This window comes from Bradyrhizobium sp., from assembly GCF_016462955.1.
In the GTDB taxonomy this organism is placed as follows: Bacteria; Pseudomonadota; Alphaproteobacteria; order Rhizobiales; family Xanthobacteraceae; genus Bradyrhizobium.
This window is the reverse complement of sequence record NZ_JAEMSD010000518.1, coordinates 3,175-4,702: the sequence shown is the minus strand read 5'-3', so window position 1 is coordinate 4,702 and position 1,528 is coordinate 3,175. Positions and strand designations below refer to the sequence as shown.

Here is a 1,528-nt window from a genome sequence, read left to right as displayed (position 1 = left end):
CCCCCGCGGCAACCCCCTCGCCTGCGGCGAGCGCCTCACCCGCTCCTGCGGCATCGCCAGCGCCCGCCGCCAGCGCCTCGCCCAGCCCGCCTCCGGCGGCCGCCGCGACGCCCGCGCCGGTTCAGACCGCCGATCCCTTTGGCCTCGAGACCACGCTCGAGCCGAAAAAGGTCGTGATGGTCAAGGGCACTGCCAATTGGGACTCTGCCTTTGACACGCTGATCGACGCCTTCAAGGCGCTGAACACGCTGCTGGACAAGCAGGGCATCAAGCCCGCAGGCAATTCGATGATCGTCTACACCTCGACCGACGACACCGGCTTCACCTTCCTCGCCCAGATCCCGGTCGACCAGGACCCCAAGAACCTGCCCAAGGACATGAGCATCGGCAAATCGCCGGAAGGCAAGGCGCTGAAGTTCGTCCATCGCGGCTCCTACGACAACATGGACAACACCTATGAGGCGATCACCAACCACCTCGACGACAAGAGGCTGGAAGCCAAGGACACCTTCATCGAGGAATACCTCACCGATCCCCTGAAGACGGCCGAGGACAAGCTCGTGATCAACGTTTTCGTACCGCTGAAGTGAGACTGATGAAAAAGCCTGCTCTACTTGTCGTCCTCGCCGCCACGCTGCTCGCCGCGCCCGCGCGCGCTGAGGATTTTCCCTCCGCGATCTCGGTGAGCGGCGAAGCCTCGGTATCCGCGGCGCCCGATCTCGCACACATCGATGCCGGCGTGGCTTCAGACGCCAAGACCGCGAAGGAAGCCTCCGATGCCAACAATGCCGCGATGGGCAAGGTGCTTCTGGCGCTGAAGGGCGCGGGCATCGCCGAGAAGGATTACCAGACCTCGCGGCTGTCGCTGCAGCCGCAATACGGCCAGAACAAGTCCACCGGCGCATCCCCGGTAACAGGCTTCCGCGCCAGCAACCGCGTTACCGTGAAGATTCGCGACGTGACCAAGGTGGCCGGCATCATCGACACGCTGGTCGGCGCCGGCGCCAACGATATCGGCAATATCTCGTTCGAGGTGACGCAGGCCTCGAAGCTGCTGGATGATGCGCGCGAGCAGGCCTTGGCCGATGCGCGGCGCAAGGCGGAGATTTATGCTAGGGCTGCCGGCGTTACGCTGGGCGCGCCGCTCAGCATCACCGAGGGCGGCGGCCCGGTGCCGCTGTTCAAGGGCCGCATGGCAGCGCCAATGGCCGCAGCACCGCAGGCCGCGGTCGCGCCGGGCGAGGAGACGCTGACGGTGACGTTGAATGTGAGCTGGGCGATCAAGAAAGAGCAGTAGGTCGTAAGAGGCACACGGCGCACTCCAATTTCGCTGTCATCCCCTCGAAGGCGGGGATCCATAACCCCAGGGCGGCGTGTGGGGCACAGCTCCCACTCCGAGTCTTCGCCAAACATCTCCCTGTGGCTATGGGTCCCGGGCTCGCGACTTCGTCGCGCCCCGGGACGACGAGCTGTTGCTGTGGCGACTGTAGACCTAAATCTCCACCACCTGCCCCGGCTTCATCGCCAC

General features: G+C 65.1%; 2 protein-coding genes. Both read left to right on the top strand.

Features of this window, described 5'->3' with window-relative positions; genetic code table 11:
- Window positions 1-590 (top strand): GyrI-like domain-containing protein (locus JHD07_RS33280; protein ID WP_291629846.1); only part of this gene is annotated, 590 nt, incomplete at its 5' end.
- 5 nt (window positions 591-595) lie between these two features.
- The gene (locus JHD07_RS33275; RefSeq protein ID WP_291629844.1) at window positions 596-1,297 is read left to right on the top strand and encodes an SIMPL domain-containing protein; all 702 of its coding nucleotides are present in this window, start codon (window positions 596-598) and stop codon (window positions 1,295-1,297) included.
- Window positions 1,298-1,528 lie beyond the last annotated feature (231 nt).

Coding starts and splice junctions, on each gene's coding strand:
- JHD07_RS33275 (WP_291629844.1), top strand. CDS start 596: ATGAAAAAGCCTGCTCTACTTGTCGTCCTCGCCGCCACGCTGCTCGCC.